Origin of the sequence: Streptomyces sp. NBC_01716, assembly GCF_036248275.1 — a bacterium.
Taxonomy (GTDB): domain Bacteria; phylum Actinomycetota; class Actinomycetes; order Streptomycetales; family Streptomycetaceae; genus Streptomyces.
The window spans coordinates 6222383-6247803 of record NZ_CP109181.1 but is presented as its reverse complement, the minus strand read 5'-3'; the positions used below and the strand labels follow the sequence as shown (position 1 = coordinate 6247803).

Genomic DNA, 25421 nt, shown 5'->3' with positions numbered 1-25421 from the left:
GAGCCGTCCGACGTGGGAGTGACGATCGCGAGCAGCCCCGAGCAGTGGGTCAACACCCTGATGGACACGCTCGGAGCCCCGGGCGCGGGAATGGCGATCGCCCTGGAGAGTGTGTTCCCTCCGCTGCCCAGTGAGGTCATCCTGCCGCTGGCGGGCTTCTCGGCCGGCGCCGGAAAGCTGAATCTGGCCGCGGCGGTGCTGTGGACGACGGCGGGCTCGGTCGTGGGCGCGCTCGTCCTGTACTGGCTGGGCGCGTGGCTCGGCCGGGACAGAACAGTCGCTCTCGCGTCCAAGGTTCCGCTGGTGAAGAGGCGGGACATGGAGAGGGCCGAGGACTGGTTCGGCCGGCACGGCAGGAAGGCTGTCTTCCTCGGCCGGATGGTGCCCGTCTTCCGCAGCCTCATCTCCGTACCCGCGGGCGTGGAGAGAATGCCGCTGCCCACCTTCGTGGGCCTGACCGCACTCGGCAGCGCGATCTGGAACACCGCGTTCATCATGGCCGGTTACGCGCTCGGCGAGAACTGGAAAGAGGTGAGCGGCCATGTCGCCACGTATTCGAAGCTGGTCCTGGGCGTCGTCGCGCTCGCGCTCGTGGCTTTCGTGATCAGACGGCTGATCAGGTCCCGAAACGAGAAGCGGCGCGAGTGAGCCGCCGCAGGATCTCCTCCCCCGCCGCCACCCCCGTCTCCGTCAGCGTCTCCACGTGCGGGGCGTTCCAGCCGGTGTCCGCCAGCTCGCCGTGGCCAGGACGCCAGCCGTGGTCCGCGGAGAGCAGCAGGTCCGCGTCGAGGAGGGAGTCGCCGGCCGCGAGGGTCAGGGCCGCGCCGGTGCGGCGGGCGACCTCGCGCATCGCTGCGGACTTGGTCAGCGGACGCGGTACGGCGTAGATCTTTCGGCCCTGGAGGGAGACCGTCCAGCCACGGCCGTCCGCCCACTCGGAGAGCTCCTTCACCCAGCCGTCGGGCAGCAGCGCGCGGTCGACCACCAGGTAGGCGAACAGGTCCTCGGCGATGCGCTCCTTGAGCAGCCACGCGGGGTCGGCGGCGGCGAGGAGGTGTCGCCTGATCTCCGCGAGCGGGGCGCAGCTCGCGGCGAGGTGTTCCTTCACCCGGGTCTGCCAGGCGGGGTCGGACTCACCGTCGACCAGGAGGTGCCCGCCGTTGGCGCAGATCGCGAACCGCGGGGCGGGGCCCGGCAGATGGATGCGGAAGTACTGCTCGCGGGTGCGGGTCGTGGTGGGGACGAAGACCGAGGTGGCGGCCAGGTTCTCCAGCAGCCCGGCTGCCGTCTCCGTCAGGTACGACAGGGGCCTGCCCTCGTAGATCTCGACGCAGAGCAGACGCGGGGCCTCGGCGTCCGGCACGGCCAGCTGGAGCGCGGCGGCCGAATAGATGAGGGTGCGGTCGAGGTCGCTGGCGACCAGCGCCGGTGAAGGGGTGGGCGCGTTCACGAGGTCGCCACCGCCGTACCGTCCGCGCCGGTGGCGCCGCGCGTGTAGCGGGGGTGGATCAGCCCGACGCAGGTGTAGGGAAGTCCGTCGACCTCTTCCACCGGTACGCCGCGCTGCTCGGCGAGCAGCCGGACATGATCGAGGTCGGCTCCCGCGCCGCGCTTGGCGAGGATCTTCCAGGGGACGCGGCGCAGCAGGACGCGGGTGGTCTCGCCGACGCCGGGTTTGACGAGGTTCACGTCGTGGATGCCGTACTCCTCACTGATCCGCTCGACGGCGGCCCAGCCTTCCCAGGTGGGTGCCCGGTCGGTGGAGAGAAGTTCCTTGGCCTCGGTGTCCACCGCGTCGGCGACGTCGTCGAAGCGGGCGGCCACGGCGTCCAGGAAGTAGCCGGACACATCGGCGCCGGCGAGTTCGCGGTAGTGCTTCGCACCGTGGAAGTCGTACGGGCCGACGAGGTCGGCGCGCAGGACGGTGCGGGAGATGAGGCCGGAGACGGTGGAGTTGAGGCAGGCGGAGGGGATGAGGAAGTCCTCACGGGTGCCATAGGTCCGTACGCAGCCGCCGGGGTCGGCGAGCACCGCGATCTCCGGGTGGAAGTCGCCGAACTCGGCCAGCGCGTCGGCCAGTTCGCGGGTGATGGCGCCCTTGCCGGTCCAGCCGTCCACGAAGACGATGTCGGCCGGGTCGTGGTGGGCCGCGAGCCAGCGGACGGCGTTGGTGTCGATGCCGCGGCCGCGCACGATGGAGATGGCGTAGTGCGGCAGATCCAGGCCGTGCCGGTGCTTGGCCCAGCGGCGCATCAGGACACCCACGGGTGTGCCCGCGCGGGCGAGGGAGACCAGGACGGGCAGGGCCTGCGTGGCTTCTCGCGAGGCGGGGTCGGCGTAGCGCTGCGGGTGCTCGGCCAGCACGGTCTCGGTGACGGTGCCGACCGCGCGGGCTATACGGGCGGCGGAGGCCGCGAGCGCGGACCGGAAGAGTTCCTGGTACTCGTCGCTCGGCTGGTACTCGACGGGCAGGGACTCCGCGTAGTGCGCGCCGCCGCTCTGGATCGCCTCTTCGCGCTCCTCCGTCGGAGCTTCCAGTTCCACGTCGGAGAGGTCCTGAAGGAGCCAGCCGACGTCGTCCGCGGCGTACGAGGAGAAGGCGGGGCCACGCAGGGGGTCGGGCAGCATGGGGGATTCCTGCCGGTCGGGGACGTGCGGGAGGGCGGCGGCGTGCGGAAGGGCGGGGAGGTACGTGGGAACGACGGCGAGCAGGACACGCGGGACATGGGCGGTGAGCTGTGCGAGCAGACCGCCGGGGGCGTGCAGCTCCGGGGAGTCGCCCAGGGAGTCGACGACCGCGACGACGGCGTCGAAGCCGCCGCCGGCCACGTTGTAGGCGTACCGGTCGCCCGCGCCGTCGCCGGCGCCGGCGGGGAAGGCCGCGGTGTCGTGGGCCGGGAAGACGAGGCGGCTGCGTATCGCGTAGCCGGGGTCGTCCACGGCGAGTACGGGCGAGCGCGTCGTGGTCGAGTAGCGGACCTCGGTGCCGGGGAGGGACCGCTCCAGCTCCAGTGCGAGGCGCAGGGGCGCGTACATCAGCTCCTCGAAGCCGAGGACGAGGACGCGCCGGGCGTCGCCGATGTCACGGGTGAGCGCGGCGGCCATGCCGGGCGCGGCGGCCCCCAGACGGGCGCGGTGGGCGGGCGTGAAGCCGTGCCGCCCGCCGTCGGGCAGCCCGGCGGGCCAGCCGAGCGGCACGCGCACGACGTCCACATCCGCCGTGTCCGCCGTCGGATCAGGAGCCCCCGGAGCCGTCCCCCGAGCGGAGTCGTGCTCCGCGACCAGTGCCTGGCCACGTGCCAGGACGCCCTCCGGGAGGCTGACCGTGCCCGATGCCATCGCCACCAGGTCGACCCGGGCGCCGATGTCCTGGGCGAATTCCGCGAGCCGGCCCTGGTCGGCGGCCGAGCGCATGTCGACGAGAGCCACGATCACGTACCACCGGCGCGGATAGCGGGCGTGCAGCGCGCGAATCGTGTTGAGAACGGTGTTCCCGGTGGAGAACTCGTCGTCCACGAGGACCAGCGGGCCGTCCCCCGCCAGCAGATCGGGCCGCTCCGGCAGCAGCAGATGCGAGGTGGCGTGCGAATGTGACTCCTCGAAACCGCCCGCGGAGGCGACTCCCGGCACCGGGCGCCGGGTGGAGTGCAGATACGGGGCGTCCGCCACCCCGTCCGCCACCGAGTGTCCGAGACCGGTCGCGGTCTCCGCGTAACCGAGGATCACGGCCCGCTCCACGGCGTCGCCCAGCAGGTCCCGTACGCGTTCGCCGAGGGCGACACCGGCGCCGTGGACGACGGACGGCCGCTGGGGGACGTGCTTGCCGAGGACGTTCGAGACGAGGAGATGGGCGCGCTTGGGGTTGCGCCGCAGGGCGACGCCCAGCAGCTCACGCAGTTCGTCCCCGCCGACGAGCTCTATGCCGAGCCGTTCGGCGACCCACGACCCCGACCACGTCACGTTGCCGTTCTCCTCTGCCTTCTCGGTCCCTACGTCGACCGGCCCGTCGACCGGTCCATCAACGGGCCCGTCGACCGGCCCGTCGTTCCTCGGCGCCGCGCCCCGCCCGCTCACGCCACCAGCCCGGCGGCCAGCAGCTCCACGAAGCCGATGTCCGCCTTCGCGACGCCGAACACCTCGGCGCGCCGCATGGTTCGTTCTGCCCACGCGCGGTGGGGCTTCACCTCGTTCATCTTGTTCGTGTACGAGGAACGCAGCACGCCTCCCCCGCCCCGCTCCGGCCGCAGGATGTCCTGGGCGTCGCTGAACTCCTCGTGACTGACCACCGACAGCGCGTGCACGGGCATGACATGCGAGGGATGGATGCAGGTCTTGCCCACCAGACCGTTGGCCTGGTCCAGCTGGATCTCGCGCAGCAGCCCGTCGAGGTCGTGCTCGATGAGCGCCGTGCGCAGTTCCTCGGCCCGTCCCGCGAGGAAGGGGCTCTGGCGCAGCTGCGGCTTGAACATCCGCTCGTGGACCCGGAAGTACTCCCAGACCGGGCCGGTGATCGTGAAGCCGGTGCCGTCGGAGCGGCCGAGGACGTTCACCACGTCGGCGATGACGGCCGAGATGATGCGTACGTCGTACGCCGTCATATCGGGCGAGCGGCGGAGCCCGTACGCGGAGCAGAAGTCCGTGACACCGAGCCGCAGGGCCAGCACCCGGTCCCGGTACTTGTCGACCGTGCGCGCGATGCCGGTGAGGGTGTCGGCCCGCGTCTCCAGATGCAGCAGCTCGGGCGACTCCAGTACGGGCATGGCGAAGAGCCGGAGCCCGCTCTCGTGTTCGGCCGAAATAAGTGCCTCAAGAAACGGCACCCCCCGCTCATCCGTGAACTTCGGCAGTACGAATCCGGACAGGATCCGGGCCGCGGGGCCGAGCCTGCGCACGAGGTCGGGGATCTGGTCCGGTTCACGGACCCGGACGAACAGAAGCGGCAGCTCCGCGCCGCGCCGGTGGAGGTCGGCGAGCTGCCCGACCAGATTCTCCTCGGCCCACTCCACCTCGGAGTCGTCGATGGAATCCTCCAGGCACAGCACCATCGACACGACCCCCCGCCCCGCCATCTTGACCACGTCGTCCGCCAGCCGCGGCCTGGTCGCGGGGCTGTAGAGGGTGGCTCCGAGGGCGGTCGACAGCATGTGGGCCGGGGAGGCCGAGGTGAACTCGTCGGGCTCGCGATGGAACAACGCTTGCCGTGCAGTGGGCGGAATATGCCCGAAGTGACGCATTTAATTCCCCCGTACTGCCACGGTGGTCGCGTTGACATGTGGCCGGTAATAGTACGTATGGACGGCAGTCAAGAGTTCCTCCCGTGCATGAATTTCAGGTAACTCGTCCACTTCTCGCCCCTGTCCCGCGCCCGCCACGCTCCTCTCCACCATGCCCCCACGTTGTCCGCGCGGCCTGCGGGGAGGCAGGATGACGGGCATGACGCACGCGATGGTGAAGGGCTCGAACGTTCCCCTCGATGCCATGGCCGTGAGGGCCGTGCTGCGCTGGAGCCCGGGGGCGGGGATCCCCGACGTGGACGCGTCCGCGCTCCTGCTGGGCCCTGAGGGGCGGGTGCGCTCCGACGAGGACTTCGTCTTCTACAACCAGCCCCGTCACCCGTCGGGCCTGGTGAGGCGGCTGCCGAAGAAGCAGGTGCCCGAGGGCCTCACCGACACCGTCGAGGCCGACCTGGCTGCCCTCGATCCGAGCGTAGACCAGGTGGTGCTCGCGGCGTCGTCGGACGGGGCGAGCTTCCAGCACGTGCGGGACCTTCAGGTCCTGCTGTACGACGCGGGGCAGGCCGACGGCGACCCGCTGGCCGTCTTCGATGTGCGACCGGAGACGGGCGAGGAGACCGCGATCATCTGCGGTGAGCTCTACCGGCGCGGGAACCGGTGGAAGTTCCGGGCCGTGGGCCAGGGCTATCCGACCGGCCTGATCGGGCTGGCCACGGCCTTCGGGATCTCGGTCGACGAGACGGAAGGGGCCGACGGGGCCGGCCGCGCGGCGCCGGGCTCGGAGGGGGAGACCGCGCAGCTGCCCGGCCCGCCCGCTCACCACGCCGCGGCGCACGGCGCCCCGCAGGCACCGCCCGCGCACCGGCCGCAGTTCCCCGGACAGCCGCAGGGGCAGCCCGGCTACGGGTATCCGCAGCCCGCGTCGGGCCAGCCGTCCTACGGCTACCCGCAGCCGGCGTCGGCGCAGTCCGGTTACGGCTACCCGCACGCGCCCGCCCCGGGTCCCCAGCCGCCGCAGGCACCGCCGCTGCCGCAGGCCGCCCCGGCGTACGGCTATCCGCAGCCGGCCGCGGCGGCGGCTCCCGCGCCCGACCCCAGCTTCCGGCTGCCGCCGATGGGTCCGCAGTTCGTACGGCCCCAGCCCTAGCGCGGGCCCCGGCGCAGGCCGGGACCGTCGCGGCGGGTCTCCGGCGCCTCAGGTCTTCGTCTTGTAGCCCCGTCCCCACTGCAGGCCCCAGCCGTACAGCCGGTCCAGCTCCGCCTGGAAGCCGTACACGAATTTCACCTCGCGGCGCACCACCAGTTCACCCTTGACGGTCTGCATCGAGAAGACCGCGCAGGACCGGGCCTGCGGGGCCCGCTCGTCCAGTTCGATCTCGACGCGCGGGCCGTTGCTCGGGTAGAGCGTGACGTTGGCGTGGGTCCGGTCGAAGGCCGGGGTGCGGTCGTAGATGTAGACGAAGACCAGCAGCCGCTTGATCTCTTCCCGGTGGTCGAGGTTGATGAATATCGTCTCGCCGGAGGGGGCGCCGAAGCGGTCGTCACCGCTGAGTTTGATGTACGGCGGCTCGTTCAGGCTGCCGAAGAATCCGCCGAGCGGCTGCACAACTCCCTTGCTGCCGTCGGCCAGTTCGTACATGCAACCGATGTCCAGGTCGACGTTCACCACACCCAGGGTGTGCGCCTGCACCACATCGGGCTTGAAGAACTTGAAGGGGTGCCGCAGCAGTCCGCCGCCCTGCCTCGACCCTCCCTCGATGTCCGAAGTACGCATCCGCCACGACAGGTTGACCCGCAGGTTCCCGGTGGCCGCGCCCTGCTTGGTGAGCGAGACCGACGGATTGCGCTTCGTCAGCTCGATCGAGTTCGTCGAGGCGCTGCCCGAATCGAACTGCGATGCCTTGCCTCGCCATAGATTGTCCCAGAAGGCCATGCCCACCCCACCCCCACCATCCGTTGCCGTACAGAACATGAACAGCGGGGCGGCCGGAAGGCTTCCGCCTCAGGCCGCCCCGCTCAGAGCGTTCCCGCTATCCCCTCCTGGTCACACCCCGGAGGCGGACTCAGACAGCGACTGTTGCCTTGTCCTCCGAATCCTCATCACCTTCGGACTCAACTCGCTTGTTGCGGACCACGGATGACCAGAACGAGGCGGCGATCAGCACCACACCGATGAGGCCGGTGATGATCTCGCTGATCTCGTGCTCGATGGTGATGAGCAGGATCCCGGCGAGCGCGCCGATCGCGTAGTGCGCGCCGTGCTCCAGGTAGACGTAGTCGTCGAGCGTGCCCTGGCGGACGAGGTAGACGGTGAGCGACCTGACGTACATCGCGCCGATACCGAGGCCGAGCGCCATCCAGAAGATGTGGTTCGTGATGGCGAAGGCGCCGATGACCCCGTCGAACGAGAAGGAGGCGTCCAGGACTTCGAGGTAGAGGAAGAGGAAGAACGCGGCCTTGCCGGCGAGACCGATGGCCGAGACCTGCTTCCCTTCGGCCTTGGCCTTCTCCTCCTCCTCGTGTTCGCGCTCCTCCTCTTCTTCGAGTTTGTCCTCGAAGAAGCTGGAGAGCCCGTTGACGACGAGGTAGGTGATCAGACCCGCGACACCGGAGAGCAGGACGGTCGCCGATTTGTCCGCGTACCCGGTACTGGTGTGCGCGTGCGTGGCGAACGTCATCGCGGTGATGAGCAGAATGACCAACGCGACGCAGACCGACAGCATGTCGACCTTGCCGAGCTTCGCCAGCGGACGCTCCAGCCAGCCGAGCCACTTGATGTCACGCTCTTCGAAGATGAAGTCCAGGAAGATCATCAAAAGGAACATGCCACCGAAGGCGGCGATCGCCGGGTGCGCGTCGGTGACGAGCGACTCGTACTTCTCGGGATTGTCCAGCGCCAGCTCGACGGCCTCGATGGGGCCGACCTTGGCACTGATCGCCACAATGGCGACGGGGAACACCAGCCGCATACCGAACACGGCGATCAAGATGCCGACCGTGAGGAAGATCTTCTGCCAGAAGGCATTCATCTTCTTCAAGATCCCTGCATTGACAACGGCGTTGTCGAACGACAGGGAGATCTCAAGGATCGACAGGATCAGTACGATCCCGAACGCCTCCCACCCCCACTGCCAGGCCGCGAAGGCAAGGCCGAGCGCCGTAATGGCGAACGACCAGCCGAAGGTTTTCAGGATCACTGGCTACCCCATCTGGTATCTAACGGGTTTTCCCCCGCGCAGAGCACTGCTTTACGAAACGTTGACCCCGAAGTCTAGAGCGATGCCCCGTAGACCCGACGCGTACCCCTGTCCCACCGCACGGAACTTCCACTCGCCCCCATAGCGGTAGAGCTCGCCGAAGATCATCGCGGTCTCCGTCGAGGCGTCCTCGGTGAGGTCGTACCTCGCCAGTTCCTGACCGTCCGCCTGGTTGACGACGCGGATGAACGCGTTGCTGACCTGGCCGAAGGTCTGTCCCCGGACCTCGGCGTCATGGATGGACACCGGGAAGATGATCTTGTCGACATTGGCGGGCACGGCGGGGAGATTGACCAGCAGGGACTCGTCGTCGCCGTCGCCCTCACCGGTCAGGTTGTCACCGGTGTGCTCGACGGAACCGTCGGGACTGGTGAGGTTGTTGTAGAAGATGAACCACTCGTCGCCGAGCACCCGCCCTGACTGGCAGAGCAATGCGCTGGCGTCGAGGTCGAAGTCCGCTCCGGTGGTGGAGCGTGCGTCCCAGCCGAGACCGATCAACACCTGGGTGAGGTTCGGTGCGGCTTTGGAGAGGGAGACATTGCCCCCCTTGGCGAGTGTGACGCCCATGATTGGTGAGTCCTCCCCGAGGTGACGTGATGCCGAGCACGGCGCGCCTGACGCCGTGCTCGTGGTGCGTGGTGCGTGTGCGGGGGCGGGCCCCGCACGGTGAGGCGCGTCCGGCGCCGCACTCGGATGTGCGAGCCGGACGACGGATCAGCGGCTCAGACGTTGACGCCGAAGTCCTGCGCGATGCCACGCAGGCCAGAGGCATACCCCTGTCCGATGGCGCGGAACTTCCACTCGGCGCCATTTCGGTAAAGCTCTCCGAAGACCATCGCCGTCTCCGTCGACGCGTCCTCGGTCAGGTCGTACCGAGCCAGTTCGTTGTTGTCCGCCTGGTTGACAACGCGGATGAACGCGTTGCGCACCTGGCCGAAGGACTGCTGGCGGTTCTCCGCCTCGTAGATCGAGACCGGGAACACGATCTTGTCGACCTCCGCGGGGACCGCGGCGAGGTTGACCTTGATCGCCTCGTCATCACCCTCGCCCTCACCGGTGAGGTTGTCGCCGGTGTGCTCGACCGAGCCGTCGGGGCTCTTGAGGTTGTTGAAGAAGACGAAGTTTCCGTCACTCGTGACCTTGCCCTCGGCGTTCGTCAGCAGAGCGCTGGCGTCGAGGTCGAAGTCGTTACCGGTGGTCGTGCGGACGTCCCAGCCCAGACCCACGGTGACCGCGGTCAGGTTGGGCGCGGCCTTGGTCAGCGAGACGTTGCCGCCCTTGCTGAGGCTGACTCCCACGAGTCCTCCCTTGATGAGTTTCACAGGGGCGCCGCCCCGGCACCGGCCGTCTCGGCGGCCGTCACCGCGCGTAGCGCGCCCCCTGGTGCATTTGGCATCGGATCAACGGATGGATCCTAGTGACCGGTTCCCACCCCTTGTGCGGTTTACAGCGGACAACCCCGCTCCCACAAGGGTTTTCCCGAAAGATCGCGATCACAGATGGCGAGTTGTCGTCACAGAGCGGCAAGGGCCTTGACGTACTCGCCGATGTCACGTGCGTCCGACAGGCCGTTGACGACCGTCCAGCGCACCACGCCCGTCCTGTCGATGACGAAGGTGCCGCGCAGCGCGCAGCCCTTGTCCTCGTCGAAGATCCCGTATGCCCGCGAGGTCTGCCCGTGCGGCCAGAAGTCCGACAGCAGCGGGTACTCAAGGCCCTCCTGGTCGGCGAAGATCCGCAGGGTGTGGATGGAGTCGGTGGACACCGCGAGCAGCTGGGTGTCGTCGTTGACGAAGGTGGGCAGCTCGTCCCGGAGCGCCCCGAGCTCGCCGGTGCAGACGCCGGTGAAGGCGAACGGGTAGAAGACCAGCACGACGTTCCTGCCGTCGTCCTCGGGCCCGGCCCGGAAGTCGGAGAGCCGTACGGTCCGCCCGTGGTTGTCCTTCAGCGTGAAGTCCGGCGCCCGCACACCGGCCCCGATCCCCGCCGGTCCCGTCCCGGCCGCTGTCCCAGTCCCCATCCCCGCCACTCTCTCCCTCGTCGGCCGCGCTCCCCCGTCGGCGCACCCGCCACCCTACGCAAGGGCCCCCGGCGGCGGGTGCCGACGGGGGCCGTCAGTGCGTGCGAGGCTTGCGAGGCAGGTCTGCCCGGCCGCCGCTTCGGCTTTCGCGCTCGGATGCGGCGCCGGTTCTCAGCGCTTGGACTTCGCCGCCTTGGGCGTGACCAGTCGGCTGCCGGTCCAGTCCTTGCCGGCGTTGATGCTCTTGGTCTGCGCCAGGCCGGCGGTCTGTGCGGCCTCGTTGATGTCGCTGGGCTCGACGTAGTTGTCACGGCCGGTCTTGGGCGTCAGCAGCCAGACCGCCCCGCCTTCGTCGATCAGACCGATGGCGTCCACCAGCGCGTCCGTCAGGTCGCCGTCGTCGTCCCTGAACCAGAGGACGACGGCGTCGGCCACGTCCTCGTAGTCCTCGTCGACGAGCTCCTGGCCGATGACGGCCTCGATGGACTCACGGAGCTCCTGCTCGACGTCCTCGTCGTAGCCGATCTCCTGGACCACCTGTCCGGGTTCGAACCCAAGCCTCGCGGCAACGTTGGTCCGTTCCTCCGCGTGGTCCGCGGTCGCGCTCACGGATTGCCTCCTGATCATGTTTTGGAAAATGCTTCAGCCACGCGCGTACGCGGGGCGCTGGCCGTAGTCCACACGGGCCGGGCGGATCGCGCAAGTACCCGACGGCCGAGACCGCCGAAACGGGTACGTTCCGGGCCGCTTCACCGCATCTCCTGACACCCCGCTGACACGGCCCGTGATGGCTGCGGAGAATTTCTTCCCTTTTTGTCATCCTACGCGGCTTCGGTAGGCCAATCAGGTCCGAACGACCGAACGAAACGCATTGCCGTCTTGGGCGTAAGATGCCGGTTTGGCCGGACCCGGAACACGGTGGACGACCAAGCGGGCGACGTTGTCGCGCGGAATTCATCGCAGTGTGCGGGTTACCCCTCGGTAGAGGTGACGTTTCCGTCGTCGCGGTACACGATGGATAGCGCCGTACGGCCCGCTTACGTGCCTGTTCCCTGGCGGCAGAAGAGGCAAGCACTCCCGAGCACCAGCGCAGTACCAGCAGTACCCGCAGAACCCACAGGCGCGTTCCGCATGGATGGTGTGACCGGTCGGACGACCGGCCAGGATGCGGGGCGCGACACGACCCGAACAGCGAAGGAAAAGTGTGGCTTCCGGATCCGATCGCAACCCGATCATCATTGGCGGCCTTCCCAGCCAGGTCCCGGACTTCGATCCGGAGGAGACCCAGGAGTGGCTCGACTCGCTCGACGCCGCCGTCGACGAACGGGGGCGTGAGCGCGCCCGCTATCTGATGCTCCGCCTGATCGAGCGCGCGCGCGAGAAGCGCGTGGCCGTGCCCGAGATGCGCAGCACCGACTACGTCAACACGATCGCCACCAAGGACGAGCCGTTCTTCCCCGGCAACGAGGAGATCGAGCGGAAGATCCTCAACGCGACCCGGTGGAACGCCGCGGTGATGGTCTCCCGCGCGCAGCGCCCGGGGATCGGCGTCGGCGGCCATATCGCCACCTTCGCGTCCTCCGCCTCCCTGTACGACGTGGGCTTCAACCACTTCTTCCGGGGCAAGGACCGCGGCGACGGCGGCGACCAGATCTTCTTCCAGGGACACGCGTCCCCGGGCATCTACGCCCGCGCATTCCTGCTCGACCGGCTCAGCGAGGCGCGGCTCGACGCGTTCCGCCAGGAGAAGTCGAAGGCCCCGGACGGGCTGTCCAGCTACCCGCATCCGCGGCTGATGCCGGACTTCTGGGAGTTCCCGACCGTCTCGATGGGGCTCGGCCCGCTGGGCGCGATCTACCAGGCCCGGATGAACCGCTACATGGAGGCCCGCGGCATCGCGGACACCTCCAAGTCGCATGTGTGGGCGTATCTGGGCGACGGCGAGATGGACGAGCCGGAGTCGCTGGGCCAGCTCTCGATCGCGGCCCGTGAAGGCCTGGACAATCTGACCTTCGTCGTCAACTGCAACCTCCAGCGGCTCGACGGCCCGGTGCGCGGCAACGGCAAGATCATCCAGGAGCTGGAGTCGCAGTTCCGCGGCGCCGGCTGGAATGTGATCAAGCTCGTCTGGGACCGCTCCTGGGACCCGCTGCTCGCGCAGGACCGCGACGGTGTGCTGGTCAACCGGCTGAACACGACGCCGGACGGCCAGTTCCAGACGTACGCCACGGAGACCGGCGCGTACATCCGCGAGCACTTCTTCGGTGACGACCAGCGGCTGCGCGCCATGGTCGAGAACATGTCGGACGAGCAGATCCTGCATCTGGGACGCGGCGGCCACGACCACAAGAAGGTGTACGCGGCGTACGCGGCGGCCAAGGCGCACAAGGGCCAGCCGACGGTGATCCTGGCGCAGACGGTGAAGGGCTGGACGCTGGGGCCGAACTTCGAGGGCCGCAACGCCACGCACCAGATGAAGAAGCTGACGGTCGCCGACCTGAAGCACTTCCGCGACCGGCTGCACCTGCCGATCAGCGACAGCGAGCTGGAGGACGGGCAGCCGCCGTACTACCACCCGGGCAGGGACTCGGAAGAGATCCAGTACATGCACGACCAGCGCAAGAGCCTGGACGGCTATGTACCGACCCGTCTGGTGCGCTCGAAGGCGCTTCAGCTGCCGGGCGAGAAGGCGTACGCGGCTGCGAAGAAGGGGTCCGGCCAGCAGTCGATCGCCACGACGATGGCGTTCGTGCGGGTACTGAAGGACCTCATGCGGGACAAGGAGATTGGCAAGCGTTTCGTGCTGATCGCGCCCGACGAGTACCGCACGTTCGGTATGGACGCGTTCTTCCCGACCGCGAAGATCTACAACCCGCTCGGCCAGCAGTACGAGTCGGTCGACCGTGAGCTGCTCCTCGCCTACAAGGAGTCGCCGACCGGGCAGATGCTGCACGACGGCATCTCGGAGGCGGGCTGTACGGCGTCGCTGATCGCGGCGGGTTCGGCGTACGCGACGCACGGCGAGCCGCTGATCCCGGTGTACGTCTTCTACTCGATGTTCGGTTTCCAGCGGACCGGCGACCAGTTCTGGCAGATGGCCGACCAGCTGGCGCGCGGTTTCGTACTGGGCGCGACCGCCGGGCGTACGACCCTGACCGGTGAGGGTCTCCAGCACGCCGACGGCCACTCGCAGCTGCTCGCCTCGACCAACCCGGGCTGTGTCAGCTACGACCCGGCGTTCGGCTACGAGATCGCGCACATCATGGAGGACGGGCTGCGCCGGATGTACGGGCAGCCGCACCCGGGCGAGGACCCGAACGTCTTCTACTACCTGACGGTCTACAACGAGCCGATCCAGCACCCGGCCGAGCCCGAGAACGTGGACGTCGAGGGCCTCCTCAAGGGCGTCTACCGCTTCAAGCAGGGCGAGCGCGGCTCGATCCCGGCGCAGATCATGGCGTCCGGCGTGGCCGTGCCGTGGGCCGTCGAGGCCCAGCGGCTCCTGGCCGAGCAGTGGGACGTGCGCGCGGACGTGTGGTCGGCGACGTCGTGGAACGAGCTGCGGCGTGAGGCCGTCGAGGTGGAGCGGTACAACCTGCTCCACCCGGAGGAGGAGCAGCGGGTTCCGTACGTGACGAGCAAACTCGGCGGCGCCGAGGGCCCGTTCGTCGCGGTCTCGGACTGGATGCGGTCCGTGCCGGACCAGATCTCGCGCTGGGTGCCGGGGACGTACCAGTCACTCGGCGCGGACGGTTTCGGCTTCGCGGACACGCGTGGCGCGGCCCGCCGGTTCTTCCACATCGACGCGGAGTCGATCGCTCTGACGGTGCTCACGGAGCTCGCCAGGGAGGGCAAGGTGGACCGCTCGGTGCTGAAGCAGGCGGTGGACCGCTACCAGCTGCTGGACGTGGCGGCGGCGGACCCGGGCGCGGCGGGCGGCGACGCGTAACACGTAGTGGGTGGTGGCCGGTTCCGCGGGTACGGGACCGGCCATCGCCCGTGTCGGGGGCCTGTCGCTGTTCCCGCCCGGCGCCGGCCAGGACCCCGCTCAGCGCTCCCAGACCTTGAAGGCCCTTACGCGGTAGGGCGATTGCGGAACCCAGGTGCCGTTGCCGGGGTACGTCTCGAACTCGCCGGTCTCCTCGCACTCCTGCGACTGGTAGGTGGTGACGGGCCGTCCGGTGCGGTTGACCAGGGACTGGGCGTCGGTGCCCGGCGGCAGCGGGACACAGCTCTGGATCTCGGTGCGGAAGAGTTCATGGGTCTGGCGGGCGCCGCGGAAATCCGGCTTTCCCCACAGACAGAGCTCGCCGGGCCCGCAGGCGTCGCGCGGAGCGGCCACGGCCGCGGCGGCAGGCGCGGGGCCCGGCAGCAGGGCCGTCGCGGCGGCCAGAGCGGCCGCGGTGAGAAGGGTGACAGGCGTGGTCGTACGCATGGCTGTACGCATGATGGTGAACCCCCGTGTGATGCCGATCAGTTGTCCGCACTCTGACCCGGCGGCCCGCTCCACGGGAAGAGGATCTCGCCGTACTCCACCCGAACAGGCGACGGCCCCGCCGGGATGTCCGGGCGGGGCCGTCGCGGTGGATCGCACCATGTTGACGTCGCGTCAGATGTGCACGCCGCCCCCGGCCGCGTCCGCGTTGTCGCCGCGCTTGGTCCGGGTGGCGACGAACGCCGCGACCACCGCGACCACACCGGCGACCAGGAACGCAAGGCTCATCCCGGACACGAAGGTGTCCTGCATGACCCCGGTGATCTTCGCGAAGACGTCCGGCGTCACGCCGGGTGCCTCGGCGAGCGCCGGCGGGGCGACGCCGATCTCGGCCGCCTGTTCCAGGGACGGGTCCAGCGGCAGCTGGATGCCGGCGTCCTGCCAGTTGCCTTCGAGGTCGGCGCTGACCTTGGCGGACATGACGGCCCCGAGCACCGCCGTACCGAGCGCGCCGCCGACCTGCATCGCGGCCTGCTGGAGACCGCCGGCGACGCCGGAGAGCTCCAGCGGCGCGTTGCCGACGATGACCTCGGTGGCGCCGACCATGACCGGGGCGAGCCCCATGCCGAGCAGCGCGAACCAGAGCGACATCACGAACGTGCCGGACCCGGGTGACAGGGTGGACATGCCGAACATGGCGACGGCCGTGGCGACCATGCCGCCGACCAGCGGGACCCGTGGTCCGAATCTGGTGATCAGCAGGCCCGCGACGGGTGAGGCGACGATCATCATGAGCGTCAGCGGCAGCAGGTGCAGACCGCTGTCGACGGGGCTCATGCCGTGGACGCCCTGGAGATAGAACGTCACGAAGAAGAGGCCGCCCATGAAGGCGAACGCCATCAGCACCATCAGGATCGTGCCGGCGCTGAGCGGGACGGAACGGAACATGCTCAGCGGTACGAGGGGTTCCCTGACCTTCGTCTCCCAGACCGCGAACAGGACGAAGCACAGGACCGCAGCGCCCAGGAATGCCCAGGTGCCGCCCGAGCTCCAGCCCCAGGACTCGCCCGCCTTGATGATCGCCCAGATCAGGGAGAACATCGCGGCCGAGAGCAGCAGGATCCCGACGACGTCGAAGGACTTGGGGGCCTTCGACGCCCGGTGGTCCTTGAGGATCACCAGGCCGAGGACCAGGGCGACGACACCGACGGGCACGTTGATGAAGAACACGGACTGCCAGCTGACGTGTTCGACGAGCAGACCACCGGCGATCGGGCCGCCCGCGGTGGAGGCGCCGATGACCATGCCCCAGATACCGATGGCCATGTTCAGCTTCTCGGCGGGGAAGGTGGCGCGCAGCAGGCCGAGTGCGGCCGGCATCAGGAGGGCGCCGAAGACGCCCTGGAGCACGCGGAAGGCGACGACGAACGCCACGCTGTCGGAGAACCCGATGATGGCGGAGGCCGCGGCGAAGCCCGCGATGCCGATCAGAAAGGTCTGACGGTGGCCGAAGCGGTCACCGAGCTTGCCCGCGGTGATGAGCGCGACGGCGAGCGCGAGGAGGTAGCCGTTGGTGATCCACTGGACCTGGGCGAAGGTGGCGCCCAGGTCCTCCTTGATCACGGGGTTGGCGATGGCGACGATCGTGCCGTCGAGCGCGACCATCATCACGCCGATGGCGACGGAGAAGAGCGTCAGCCAGGGGTGGCCGCGGAGGCCCTTCGTGGCTCCCGGAGCCGCGTCCCGCGGATCGTTCGGCGCCGATTTGACGGTGGTCTGACTAGTCATGTCCCGAGACTAATGACAGCGTCTGACAGTTGACCAACCATTTCACTAGCCTGTAACTGTCACGTGGCTCACATCTCACCTCGGGCCGACGACAGCGTACGAAGTGGACGAGAAGTGACGGGAAAGAGGACCGGAGAACGATGGACGGGCAGCGGGCGGCACGGCATCCGGCCGGACTGCGGGAACTGAAGAAGCAGCGTACGCGGGACGCCCTATTGCGGGCGGCCCTGGAGCTGTTCACGACGCGGGGGTACGAGGAGACGACCGTCGACGAGATCGCCGAGGCGGTCGACGTCTCCCAGCGCACCTTCTTCCGCTACTTCGCCAGCAAGGAGGAGGCGGCCTTCACCATCCAGTCCATGGTGGAGTCGCGCTTCGTGGCGGAGCTGCGCGGGCGCCCGGCCCGGGAGACCCCGTTCGAGGCCATGCGCAACGCGGTGCTGGGCGCCTGGAACTCCATCAACGAGGCGATCGAGGCCCTGGTCCCGGTCGAGGTGCACCTGCGTACGTACCGGATGATCGAATCCACCCCCTCGCTGCTGGCCGCGCATCTGCGGCGCGCCATGGAGCTGGAGGACCTGATCGCGCTGGTGATCGCCGAGCGCGAGGGGCTCGATGTGGAGACGGACCCCCGGCCCCGGGTGGCGGTCGCCGCGTTCTCCGGGGTGATGCGGGTGACGGGCCGGCTGTGGGGACAGCGGGAGACAGGCCTGGAGGGGCTCCAGGAGCTGACGGAGTCGTATCTGGACCAGCTCGTGCCCACGCTCGCGGGTGACTGGCGGCGCCCACAGACACCCTGAGAGCGCGGCCGATTCACACCTTGCGCCCTGTTACGTACGCCACACCTGAGCACCGGTGCGTGCGCGCTACCCCGACGGAGCGTGAACAAACGCGAGTTGCCCCCTCTCCAGGGAGTGATCTGCCTCACGGCCGTCACGAGTGCCGCCGGGCGTCTCCTACTGTGTTGCGCAGTGACTTCCTTCGACTCCTCCCCGTCCCTCACCGCATGGCGCACCCTGCTGGCACTCGCCGTGGTCTTCGTGATGCTGGCCTCCACCGGATGGACCGCTCTCCAGAGGCACGGCGAAGACGGCACGGCACGCGAAAGGGCACTCTCGGCCTGGGAGAAGGGCCGCGTCGGCCCCTTCGATCTGCCCGACCCCCATGCCCCGCCGAAGCGGCTGGCCGCGTTCTTCGCCTCGCTCAGCACCGCGCAGCGGACCGGGCTCGCCGACCGGTACCCCCTCGTGGTGGGCAATCTCAACGGCGCGCCCCTGACACTGCGCTACCGCGCCAACCGGCTGGCCGTGATCCAGGCGCGGGACGTCGAGCGGGAACGGATGGACGACAGCAGACTCTCCGTCGTGGGCCGGCACCAGGCGGGCCGGCGGATGCACCGCTTCGAGTCGATGGCGGGCGAGGGCCGTCAGATCCTCGCCTTCGACCCGACCGGCGACGGCCGCGCCGCCGAGGTCTTCGGCGATCTCGACAGCGCGGGGCGCGTATCGGTGGTCGTCCCGGGCGCCGACACGAACCTGCTGACCTTCGAGCGGACCAAGCGCCGCTACACCGCGCCGGTCGGCATGGCCAGGTCGCTGTACGAGGCGGAGCGCGCGGCCTCGCCCCGTACCCGTACCGCCGTCATCGCGTGGGCCGACTACACGGCGCCCGCGGGGATCGGCGTGGACGCGGTGACCGGGCGGCTGGCGTCGAAGGGTGCCGGGCGCCTCAAGGCGCTCACCTCGGCGCTGCCGGGCACCTCGCGGGTCTCGCTGATCTGCCACAGCTACGGCTCCGTGGTGTGCGGCATCGCCGCGCGCCGGCTGCCCGCCCGGGTCACGGACGTGGCGGTCGCGGGCAGTCCCGGAATGCGGGCCGAGTCGGCCGGCCAGCTGGACTCCCGCGCCCGGGTCTGGGCGATGCGGGACAGCGACGACTGGATCCAGGCCGTGCCGTATCTGGAGGTCGGCGGGCTCGGCCACGGCGCCGACCCGGTGACGTCGGACTTCGGCGCACGGGTGCTGTCCGCGCAGGGCGCGGCCGGCCACACCGGCTATTTCGAGCCGGGCACGGAGAGCCTGCGGAACTTCGCGGACATCGGGGTCGGTTCGTACCGGAACACCAGTTGTGCGGACGACGGTGACGGGTGCCGGAGCGGAATCTCCGACGGCGAAGTGATCTGACGCGCGTAGAACTCGGTTTCGCCGAGGGGCGACGTGCGGCCCCGCGCCGCCTACGATGAGGCACATGGGTGATGTGCTGGCCGGAATTCATGCCACCTGGGAGTTCGAAAGCGACTCTGTGCTCATCCGCTTCGAACGGGGGATACGCACGCCGAAGCTCTTCCAGGCACTGCGCGAACGGCGTGTACCGCACGAGGCGTTGGCGTCGGTGACGCTCTCCCCGGGCAAGCGCGGGACGGTGGTGCTGCACGCCGTGCCCAGACCCGGTGCCGACCCGCTGATGGAGGCGGCGGCCGGTCAGCTCAAGGACTCCGGCGATCCGTACCGGCTGGTGCTGCCCGCGGAGCGCGAGACGCTCGCGGAGTACTACGCGGACGAGCTCCGCGCCGCCCTCACCACGACGGAGCCGGCCGACCGCTATCTGGTGGCCCCTCCCCCGGCGCCCCTGAACTTCAAGGCGTACGACGGCAAGGCGTCCTTCGACGGCTCCAAGGTCTCCTTCCGCTGGTTCTGGACCGGCGCGTCGTCGGCGAAGTGGAAGGCGGGCGACCAGCGCTTCGCCGTCTCGGAGCTGAGCGGGGTCGAGTGGCGCTCCCCCGAGGTCTTCGACGGCTACCTGCGACTGCTGCGCCACGGCGACCACGAGCAGCCCACCCAGGCCGACCACGACCCGGCCGCGGTGGTCTTCGGTCTCGGCTACGGCCCGGTCCACGAGTCCCTGCCGTTCGCGGCGGCGGTACTAGCGGCCGTACGCAAGTCGGGCTCCGTCCCGGTACCGGTGCCGGTGGGCCGCCGCGATCCGGCGGACATCGCCGAACGGATCCGGCATCTGGGGGAGCTGCACGAGGCGGGACTGGTGACGGACGACGAGTTCAGCGCGAAGAAGGCGGAGCTGCTGTCGGAGCTGTAAGGGGCCGCCTCCGGCGGGGTCGGTGGTACGGATCCCCCACCGGCCTGAGGGGGGCGGGGTCGCAGGAGGGGTGTGTTCGGACACTCAGGCTGATTTGTGGTGCGTGAACAAGGAGGGCACATCGGGTCCAACGAACGGGGCACGCGCCGTAAATCACGCCGTCCGGACATACCCCTCCGGAGGCCCCGAACCCCGCCCCCGGCAACGAACAGCAACCCCGTTCACCCGCCCCTGCCTGGAGGGCTACTCCCGGGCCGACGACGTCGACGACATGTCCGCGTAGCGGGCGCCCGTGACCTGGCCCGCGATCGGCTCCAGGAGCGCCAGTTCCCCGGGCGTGAGGGTGATACGCGTGGCCGCCGCGTTCTCCAGCAGGCGCGTGCGCCTGCGCGTCCCGGGGATCGGTACAACGGTCAGCCCGTGCACCTCGGCCCGCTGCTGCACCCACGCGAGCGCGATCTGCCCGACGGTCGCGTCGTGCGCCGCCGCGACGGTGCGGACCGGTTCCAGGAGCGCGGCGTTGCGGCCCGCGTTGTCGCCGGTGAAGCGCGGCATGCCACGCCGGAAGTCCTGGCTCTGGAGCTCCGTGTCCGCCCGGGTGAACGAACCGGTCAGGAAGCCGCGGCCGAGCGGTGAGTACGGCACGAGGGCCACACCGAGCTCGGCGGCGACGGCCGCGGCGCTCGTCTCGACGTCGCGCGAGAACAGCGACCACTCGGACTGGAGCGCGCTGATGGGGTGCACCGAGTGCGCCTCGCGCAGCTCGGCGCCGGTGACCTCGCTGAGGCCGAGGTGTTTGACCTTGCCCTCGGCGACGAGTTCGGCCATCGCGCCGACGGACTCGGCGAACGGCACGGCGGGGTCGTGGCGGTGCATGTAGTAGAGGTCGATGACGTCGACGCCGAGGCGCCGCAGGGAGTCCTCGACGGCCTGCTTGACGTACGCGGGCTCGTTGCGCACGCCCCGGTACTTCGGATCGTCGGTGCGCTCTATGCCGAATTTGGTGGCGAGGGTGATCTCGTCGCGGTGGGCCGCGACGAACGGCGCGAGGAACGTCTCGTTGGCGCCGCGCCCGTACACGTTGGCGGTGTCGATGAGGGTGACGCCCGCCTCGACGGTCGCTTCGAGGGTGTCCCTGGCGGCCGTCTCGTCCGTGTCGCCGTAGAACTCGCTGATGCCCATGGCTCCGAAGCCCTGGACACCGACCGTGGGTCCGGCGGTGCCGAGCGTCACGGTGTTGATCTTCTCGATGCTCATGATGCCCTTTCCGACGCGCGGTGCGCATGCGCACCGGCGTAGAAGTCGATCTTGTAGTCGAGTACGGCGAGGGTGTCCTGGAGCTCGGCTATCCGCGCGCGCACGTCGCGCCGGGTCTGCTGGAGCAGCTCCTGCCGCTGTTCGAAGGTGTGCTCGCCCTCGCGGACCAGCTCGGCGTAGCGGACCATGTCGGCGACCGGCATGCCGGTGAGACGCAGTTTGCCGACGAGGGCGAGCCAGTCGAGGTCCTTGTTGCTGAAGCGCCGCTGCCCGGTGTGCGACCGGTCGACGTGCGGCATGAGTCCGATGCGCTCGTACCAGCGCAGGGTGTGCGCGGTGAGGCCGGTGAAGGCGGCCACTTCGCTGATCGTGTACCGGTCGTCACCGGCGGGGCTGGGATGGGTCGGCGGGGCCGTCACACAGATGTCCTCGGTCTCCTCCGCGACGGGGGTGCTCTCGATCAGCGTCATGCCATCAACGTAGGACCTTGGAGTGCACTCGAAGCAAGAGGACACGGGGGACGATTCTCGCCAGGTCCCCTACCGGGGTCGGGCGGCGGATGGGGCCCGTCTACGCTCGTGGCCATGCAGAGCCTGGCGATGATCGAGAACTGGCCGGTGCCGACGGCCGCCACAGCCGTCGTACGGGCGGACGGCACCGTGAGCGGGTCGTACGGCCCGGCCTCGCACCGTTTCCCGCTGGCGTCGGTGACCAAGCCGCTCGCCGCGTACGCGGTGCTCGTGGCGTACGAGGAGGGCGCGGTCGAGCTGGACGAGCCCGCCGGTCCCGAGGGCTCGACCGTCCGCCATCTTCTCTCGCACACCAGCGGTCTGGCCTACGACGAGCACCGGGTGACGGCCCCGCCCGGCACCCGCCGGCTGTACTCGAACGCGGGTTTCGAGGCGCTCGGCGAGCACGTCGCGAAGGCGACGGACATCCCCTTCCCCGAGTATCTGCGCCAGGCGGTCCTTGAACCGCTGGGCATGGCGTCGACCGCCCTGGACGGCTCGCCCGCCAGGGACGGTGTCTCGACGGTGGACGACCTGGTCCGGTTCGCCGCCGAACTCCAGGCGCCGCGGCTGCTCGACCCCCGTACGGTGCTGGAGGCGATGACGGTGGTCCACCCGGGGCTGTCGGGGATCCTGCCGGGTTACGGGCATCAGAAGCCCAACGACTGGGGTCTGGGCTTCGAGATCAGGGACTCCAAGTCGCCGCACTGGACGGGGAGTTCGTCGTCACCGCGTACTTTCGGCCACTTCGGGCAGTCCGGCACGTTCCTGTGGGTCGACCCGGACGCGGGCGCGGCGTGCGTGGTGCTGACCGACCGGGACTTCGGCCCGTGGGCGATCGACGCGTGGCCGCCGTTCACGGACGCGGTGCTGGCGGAACTGCGGTCGGCCTCCTGAGAACTAGGGCGTGTTGGGGCCCAGCTCCCAGATCAGCACCTCGGACGGCTCGTCCGCGGTCAGCTCCAGGCTCGCGGAGTCCGTGATGCGCGCCGAGTCCCCCGGCCCCAACTCCACGCCCGCCAGGACCACCAGGCCCCGCACCACGTGCAGATAGGCGTACGCCGCGTCGGGGACCGCGGCCCGCTCGCCGTCGTGGAGCCGGCGCACATGCAGCATCGCGCCCGCCTCGGGGAGCGCGTACGGCGTGGAGTCGGCGATGCCGTGCACGATCTCGTAGCGGGGGGCGCCGCCGGGGGTGAGCGGGGCCAGCCACATCTGGACGAACACCAGCGGCTGCCCGCTGTCGTTGCGCTCCACATGCCGTACGCCGCCGCCCGCGCTGAGCCGCTGCACATCGCCGGGCCGCACCAGCGTGGCGTTCCCGGCGGAGTCGCGGTGGGTGAGTTCGCCCTCGACGACCCAGGTGACGATCTCGGTGTGGCTGTGCGGGTGTTCGCCGAACCCGGCGCCGGGCGCGAGCCGTTCCTCGTTGCAGGCGATCACCGCGCCGAACCGGAGGTTGTCCGGATCGTAGAACTCCCCGAAGGAGAAGGCGTGGTAGGACTCGATCCCCGCGGACAGATCACCGCCGGGATAGCGGTCGTCGGCGTACCGGACAGAAATCACGGCCCCTACGTTAGGGCCTCCCCCGCACGCGACCGCCCTGATAAGGCAGTCTTGTCCCGTGCCTGAACCAGCGAACGAAGCCCATCCGCATCCCGCGACCCTGCGCCGACTGGAGAAGTCGGCGGGCAGGCTGGCCGCGAACGCGATCGCCCGCATGGACGAGAAGCTGCCGTGGTATCGCGCGATGCCGCCTGAGAACCGTTCCTGGATCGGTCTGGTGGCCCAGGCCGGTATCGCGGCCTTCACCGAGTGGTTCCGGCACCCCGAGACCCCGCAGGCCATCTCCACCGACGTGTTCGGTACGGCCCCGCGTGAGCTGACCCGGGCGATCACGCTGCGCCAGACCGTCGAGATGGTGCGCACCACGATCGAGGTCATGGAGTCGGCGATCGAGGAGGTCGCGGCGCCCGGGGATGTGTCGGTGCTGCGCGAGGCGCTGCTCGTGTACGCGCGGGAGATCGCCTTCGCGACGGCCCAGGTGTACGCGCAGGCCGCCGAGGCGCGCGGCGCCTGGGACGCCCGGCTGGAGTCGCTGGTGGTGAACGCGGTGCTCTCCGGCGAGGCCGACGAGGGGGCGGTGTCGCGGGCCTCCGCGCTGGGCTGGAACTCGCCCGATCATGTGTGCGTCCTGCTGGGCACCGCGCCCGACGGGGACAGCGAGCTGACCGTGGAGGCGATCCGCCGGGCCGCGCGGCACGCCAAGCTCCAGGTCCTCACCGGGGTGCTCGGCGACCGGCTGGTCGTCATCGCGGGCGGCAGCGACAACCCGCTCCAGGTCGCGAAGGCCCTGATCGGGCCGTACGCGGCCGGGCCTGTGGTGGCGGGCCCCGTGGTGCCCGACCTGCTGGCTGCCACGAGGTCGGCGCAGGCGGCGGCGGCCGGGCTGAAGGCGTGTTCGGCGTGGCAGGACGCGCCGCGTCCGGTACTGTCCGACGACCTTCTGCCGGAGCGCGCGATCGCGTCGGATCCGGCCGCTCGTGAGCAGTTGGTGGAGGAGATCTACAGACCGCTTGAAGAAGCGGGTTCGGCACTGCTGGAAACTCTGAGTGTTTACCTGGAACAGGCGAGCAGTCTCGAAGGCGCCGCCCGGATGCTGTTCGTGCACCCCAACACCGTGCGCTACCGGCTTCGACGTGTGACCGACGTCACCGGATGGTCACCGTCCGACGTCCGTTCCGCTTTCACTCTGCGAATCGCGTTGATCTTGGGGAGGCTGGCCGACGGGGAATCGCCTTCCTAGCCTTTTGTTGGACACCAACAATTACCCCGACGGTTCTTCGTCCTTGTCCCCACGGGCGGCGGAGGCCGTCCGCACGAGAGAGTGTGAGGGTGCTCGTACTCGTCGCTCCCGGCCAAGGCGCTCAGACGCCCGGCTTCCTGACACCCTGGCTCGATCTGCCCGGCGCCGAAGACCGGCTGCGGGCCTGGTCGGAGGCCATCGACCTCGATCTGGTGCACTACGGCACGAAGGCCGACGCGGACGAGATCCGCGACACCGCCGTGGCCCAACCGCTGCTGGTGGCCGCGGGTCTGCTCTCGGGCGAGGCCGTGCGCGGGCTGCTGGGTGACACCGAGGGCGCGGGCGCGGTCGCGGGACACAGCGTCGGCGAGATCACCGCCGCCGTGTACGCGGGTGTGCTGGGCGAGGAGGCCGCGCTCGGCTTCGTGCGTACGCGCGGTCTGGCCATGGCCGAGGCGGCGGGCATCACCCCGACCGGCATGGCGGCGCTGCTCGGCGGCGACCCCGAGGTGACCCTGCCTCATCTGGAGAAGCTCGGTCTGACGCCGGCGAACGTGAACGGAGCCGGCCAGATCGTGGCCGCGGGCACCCTGGAGCAGATCGAGGCCCTGGCTGCGGACAAGCCCGAGGGCGTACGCCGCGTGGTGCCTCTCAAGGTCGCGGGCGCCTTCCACACGGAGCACATGGCCCCCGCGGTGGCCAGACTGGCGGACGCGGCCGGAAAGCTCGACGTGTCAGACCCCGCCTTGCCCTATGTGTCCAACAAGGACGGGCACACTGTGGGCACGGGGGCCGAGGTCGTCGCACGTCTCGTGGGCCAGGTCGCCAACCCGGTCCGCTGGGATCTGTGCATGGAGACGTTCACGGAGCAGGGCGTGACGGCGCTGATCGAGCTGTGCCCCGGCGGCACGTTGACCGGCATCGCGAAGCGCGCCATGCCCGGTGTGAAGACCCTGGCGCTCAAGACCCCCGCCGACCTCGACGCGGCTCGCGAGATCGTTGCCGAGCACACTGCCTAAGGA

The 25421-nt window shown here is 69.7% G+C and carries 23 protein-coding genes; 9 read left to right on the top strand and 14 right to left on the bottom strand.

Annotated elements, in window-relative coordinates; translation table 11 throughout:
* Positions 1–60 precede the first annotated feature (60 nt).
* Positions 61–648 (top strand): DedA family protein, encoded by a 588-nt coding sequence (locus OIE74_RS27555; protein ID WP_329392461.1) that lies wholly within the window; start codon positions 61–63, stop codon positions 646–648.
* Here the strand turns inward: OIE74_RS27555 and OIE74_RS27550 are convergent.
* From OIE74_RS27550 to OIE74_RS27540, 3 genes are all read right to left on the bottom strand, one after another.
* On the bottom strand, positions 617–1450 hold the full coding sequence (locus OIE74_RS27550; protein ID WP_329388252.1) for an HAD family hydrolase: 834 nt from the start codon (positions 1448–1450) through the stop codon (positions 617–619). The genes OIE74_RS27555 and OIE74_RS27550 overlap by 32 nt on opposite strands.
* A complete protein-coding gene (locus OIE74_RS27545) occupies positions 1447–3960 on the bottom strand; it encodes a phosphoribosyltransferase (RefSeq protein ID WP_329388251.1) in 2514 nt (837 codons plus the stop codon). Before OIE74_RS27545 ends, OIE74_RS27550 begins: the two co-directional genes overlap by 4 nt.
* 110 nt (positions 3961–4070) lie before the next feature.
* Positions 4071–5234: an HpcH/HpaI aldolase/citrate lyase family protein gene (locus OIE74_RS27540; RefSeq protein WP_329388249.1), complete on the bottom strand. Its 1164-nt coding sequence runs from the start codon at positions 5232–5234 to the stop codon at positions 4071–4073.
* A 190-nt stretch (positions 5235–5424) separates the two neighbouring features.
* On the opposite strand from OIE74_RS27540, the gene OIE74_RS27535 reads away from it, so the two are divergent.
* Complete coding sequence (locus tag OIE74_RS27535) at positions 5425–6381, top strand: TerD family protein (protein WP_329388247.1); 957 nt, start codon at positions 5425–5427, stop codon at positions 6379–6381.
* A 48-nt stretch (positions 6382–6429) separates the two neighbouring features.
* Here OIE74_RS27535 and OIE74_RS27530 read toward each other — a convergent pair whose 3' ends face one another.
* The 6 genes from OIE74_RS27530 to OIE74_RS27505 form a co-directional block, all read right to left on the bottom strand.
* The gene (locus OIE74_RS27530) at positions 6430–7167 is read right to left on the bottom strand and encodes a TerD family protein (RefSeq protein ID WP_329388245.1); all 738 of its coding nucleotides are present in this window, start codon (positions 7165–7167) and stop codon (positions 6430–6432) included.
* A 130-nt stretch (positions 7168–7297) separates the two neighbouring features.
* Positions 7298–8431: a DUF475 domain-containing protein gene (locus OIE74_RS27525; protein ID WP_329388243.1), complete on the bottom strand. Its 1134-nt coding sequence runs from the start codon at positions 8429–8431 to the stop codon at positions 7298–7300.
* A gap of 51 nt (positions 8432–8482) precedes the next feature.
* Positions 8483–9058 (bottom strand): TerD family protein, encoded by a 576-nt coding sequence (locus tag OIE74_RS27520; RefSeq protein WP_329388241.1) that lies wholly within the window; start codon positions 9056–9058, stop codon positions 8483–8485.
* 155 nt (positions 9059–9213) lie between these two features.
* Positions 9214–9789: a TerD family protein gene (locus tag OIE74_RS27515; RefSeq protein WP_189108171.1), complete on the bottom strand. Its 576-nt coding sequence runs from the start codon at positions 9787–9789 to the stop codon at positions 9214–9216.
* 215 nt (positions 9790–10004) lie between these two features.
* Positions 10005–10511 carry a peroxiredoxin gene (locus OIE74_RS27510; protein WP_329388237.1) on the bottom strand — a complete coding sequence of 169 codons (507 nt, stop codon included), beginning with the start codon at positions 10509–10511 and terminating at the stop codon, positions 10005–10007.
* A 171-nt stretch (positions 10512–10682) separates the two neighbouring features.
* Positions 10683–11120 carry a DUF3052 domain-containing protein gene (locus tag OIE74_RS27505; RefSeq protein ID WP_164250122.1) on the bottom strand — a complete coding sequence of 146 codons (438 nt, stop codon included), beginning with the start codon at positions 11118–11120 and terminating at the stop codon, positions 10683–10685.
* A 595-nt stretch (positions 11121–11715) separates the two neighbouring features.
* On the opposite strand from OIE74_RS27505, the gene aceE reads away from it, so the two are divergent.
* On the top strand, positions 11716–14460 hold the full coding sequence (aceE, locus tag OIE74_RS27500) for a pyruvate dehydrogenase (acetyl-transferring), homodimeric type (protein ID WP_329388234.1): 2745 nt from the start codon (positions 11716–11718) through the stop codon (positions 14458–14460).
* A gap of 99 nt (positions 14461–14559) precedes the next feature.
* Here aceE and OIE74_RS27495 read toward each other — a convergent pair whose 3' ends face one another.
* On the bottom strand, positions 14560–14946 hold the full coding sequence (locus OIE74_RS27495) for a peptidase inhibitor family I36 protein (protein ID WP_329388232.1): 387 nt from the start codon (positions 14944–14946) through the stop codon (positions 14560–14562).
* 174 nt (positions 14947–15120) lie between these two features.
* Positions 15121–16614 carry an MFS transporter gene (locus OIE74_RS27490; protein WP_443076382.1) on the bottom strand — a complete coding sequence of 498 codons (1494 nt, stop codon included), beginning with the start codon at positions 16612–16614 and terminating at the stop codon, positions 15121–15123.
* 260 nt (positions 16615–16874) lie between these two features.
* Here OIE74_RS27490 and OIE74_RS27485 point away from each other — a divergent pair, with 260 nt between their 5' ends.
* The 3 genes from OIE74_RS27485 to OIE74_RS27475 all read left to right on the top strand — a co-directional run bounded on the left by OIE74_RS27485 (position 16875) and on the right by OIE74_RS27475 (position 19827).
* Complete coding sequence (locus OIE74_RS27485; protein ID WP_329388228.1) at positions 16875–17534, top strand: TetR family transcriptional regulator; 660 nt, start codon at positions 16875–16877, stop codon at positions 17532–17534.
* Between the two features lie 171 nt (positions 17535–17705).
* Positions 17706–18917, top strand: a complete 1212-nt coding sequence (locus tag OIE74_RS27480) for an alpha/beta hydrolase (protein ID WP_329388225.1) — start codon at positions 17706–17708, stop codon at positions 18915–18917.
* A gap of 64 nt (positions 18918–18981) precedes the next feature.
* Positions 18982–19827: a DUF4429 domain-containing protein gene (locus OIE74_RS27475; RefSeq protein WP_329388223.1), complete on the top strand. Its 846-nt coding sequence runs from the start codon at positions 18982–18984 to the stop codon at positions 19825–19827.
* A gap of 243 nt (positions 19828–20070) precedes the next feature.
* Here OIE74_RS27475 and OIE74_RS27470 read toward each other — a convergent pair whose 3' ends face one another.
* Positions 20071–21084: an aldo/keto reductase gene (locus OIE74_RS27470; RefSeq protein ID WP_329388221.1), complete on the bottom strand. Its 1014-nt coding sequence runs from the start codon at positions 21082–21084 to the stop codon at positions 20071–20073.
* Positions 21081–21554, bottom strand: a complete 474-nt coding sequence (locus tag OIE74_RS27465; RefSeq protein WP_329388220.1) for a MerR family transcriptional regulator — start codon at positions 21552–21554, stop codon at positions 21081–21083. The genes OIE74_RS27470 and OIE74_RS27465 overlap by 4 nt, the downstream gene beginning before the upstream one ends.
* 114 nt (positions 21555–21668) lie before the next feature.
* Between OIE74_RS27465 and OIE74_RS27460 the strand changes: the two genes are divergently transcribed.
* Positions 21669–22490 carry a serine hydrolase domain-containing protein gene (locus OIE74_RS27460; RefSeq protein ID WP_329388217.1) on the top strand — a complete coding sequence of 274 codons (822 nt, stop codon included), beginning with the start codon at positions 21669–21671 and terminating at the stop codon, positions 22488–22490.
* 3 nt (positions 22491–22493) lie between these two features.
* On the opposite strand, the gene OIE74_RS27455 is transcribed toward OIE74_RS27460, so the two are convergent.
* Positions 22494–23156 carry a pirin family protein gene (locus tag OIE74_RS27455; protein ID WP_329392460.1) on the bottom strand — a complete coding sequence of 221 codons (663 nt, stop codon included), beginning with the start codon at positions 23154–23156 and terminating at the stop codon, positions 22494–22496.
* A 61-nt stretch (positions 23157–23217) separates the two neighbouring features.
* Between OIE74_RS27455 and OIE74_RS27450 the strand changes: the two genes are divergently transcribed.
* Both OIE74_RS27450 and OIE74_RS27445 read left to right on the top strand, forming a co-directional pair.
* A complete protein-coding gene (locus OIE74_RS27450) occupies positions 23218–24399 on the top strand; it encodes a PucR family transcriptional regulator (RefSeq protein ID WP_329388215.1) in 1182 nt (393 codons plus the stop codon).
* 89 nt (positions 24400–24488) lie between these two features.
* Positions 24489–25418, top strand: coding sequence for an ACP S-malonyltransferase (locus tag OIE74_RS27445; RefSeq protein ID WP_329388213.1), 930 nt, complete (start codon positions 24489–24491; stop codon positions 25416–25418).
* The last annotated feature ends 3 nt before the right edge of the window (positions 25419–25421 follow it).

What these genes read in the sequence shown, in the direction of transcription:
- OIE74_RS27465 (WP_329388220.1), bottom strand. Translation starts at nt 21,554, where the DNA reads ATGACGCTGATCGAGAGCACCCCCGTCGCGGAGGAGACCGAGGACATC.
- OIE74_RS27555 (WP_329392461.1), top strand. Translation starts at nt 61, where the DNA reads ATGGACACGCTCGGAGCCCCGGGCGCGGGAATGGCGATCGCCCTGGAG.
- OIE74_RS27530 (WP_329388245.1), bottom strand. Translation starts at nt 7,167, where the DNA reads ATGGCCTTCTGGGACAATCTATGGCGAGGCAAGGCATCGCAGTTCGAT.
- OIE74_RS27460 (WP_329388217.1), top strand. Translation starts at nt 21,669, where the DNA reads ATGCAGAGCCTGGCGATGATCGAGAACTGGCCGGTGCCGACGGCCGCC.
- OIE74_RS27520 (WP_329388241.1), bottom strand. Translation starts at nt 9,058, where the DNA reads ATGGGCGTCACACTCGCCAAGGGGGGCAATGTCTCCCTCTCCAAAGCC.
- OIE74_RS27540 (WP_329388249.1), bottom strand. Translation starts at nt 5,234, where the DNA reads ATGCGTCACTTCGGGCATATTCCGCCCACTGCACGGCAAGCGTTGTTC.
- OIE74_RS27490 (WP_443076382.1), bottom strand. Translation starts at nt 16,614, where the DNA reads ATGATGGTCGCGCTCGACGGCACGATCGTCGCCATCGCCAACCCCGTG.
- OIE74_RS27495 (WP_329388232.1), bottom strand. Translation starts at nt 14,946, where the DNA reads ATGCGTACGACCACGCCTGTCACCCTTCTCACCGCGGCCGCTCTGGCC.
- OIE74_RS27535 (WP_329388247.1), top strand. Translation starts at nt 5,425, where the DNA reads ATGACGGGCATGACGCACGCGATGGTGAAGGGCTCGAACGTTCCCCTC.
- OIE74_RS27510 (WP_329388237.1), bottom strand. Translation starts at nt 10,511, where the DNA reads ATGGGGACTGGGACAGCGGCCGGGACGGGACCGGCGGGGATCGGGGCC.
- OIE74_RS27485 (WP_329388228.1), top strand. Translation starts at nt 16,875, where the DNA reads ATGGACGGGCAGCGGGCGGCACGGCATCCGGCCGGACTGCGGGAACTG.
- OIE74_RS27470 (WP_329388221.1), bottom strand. Translation starts at nt 21,084, where the DNA reads ATGAGCATCGAGAAGATCAACACCGTGACGCTCGGCACCGCCGGACCC.
- OIE74_RS27475 (WP_329388223.1), top strand. Translation starts at nt 18,982, where the DNA reads ATGGGTGATGTGCTGGCCGGAATTCATGCCACCTGGGAGTTCGAAAGC.